Annotated in this window: 1 pseudogene; it reads left to right on the top strand. The window is 68.3% G+C overall.

The features are described 5' to 3' along the window. A pseudogene (locus NE591_RS13890) lies at window positions 1–309 on the top strand (histidinol-phosphate transaminase); the annotation flags it as partial.

Here is a 309-nt window from a genome sequence, read left to right as displayed (position 1 = left end):
CTGCCGGCCGAGGCGTACCTGTCGGCCAACGAGAATCCGCGCGACGTGGACGCCGAGGTGCGCGCCGCCATTGCGCGTCGCATTGCCCAGGTGCCTCTGAACCTCTATCCCGATCCTCTGGCCAACCGCCTGCGCGATCTCATCGCCGAGGCCAACGGGCTCGACCGCGCCAATGTCCTTCTGGGCAACGGCGGCGACGAGCTTTTGTTCGATGTGGCCCTCGCTTGGGGCGGCCCGGGGCGCAGCTTCCTGAACCTGCACCCGACCTTCTCGGTGTACGAGGCCAACGCACGGCTCACGAACACCCGC

Source organism: Adlercreutzia sp. DFI.6.23 (assembly GCF_024462535.1).
GTDB lineage: Bacteria > Actinomycetota > Coriobacteriia > Coriobacteriales > Eggerthellaceae > Adlercreutzia > Adlercreutzia rubneri.
Note: the sequence above shows the minus strand (reverse complement) of the source record. Positions and strands in the feature narration are given on the sequence as shown.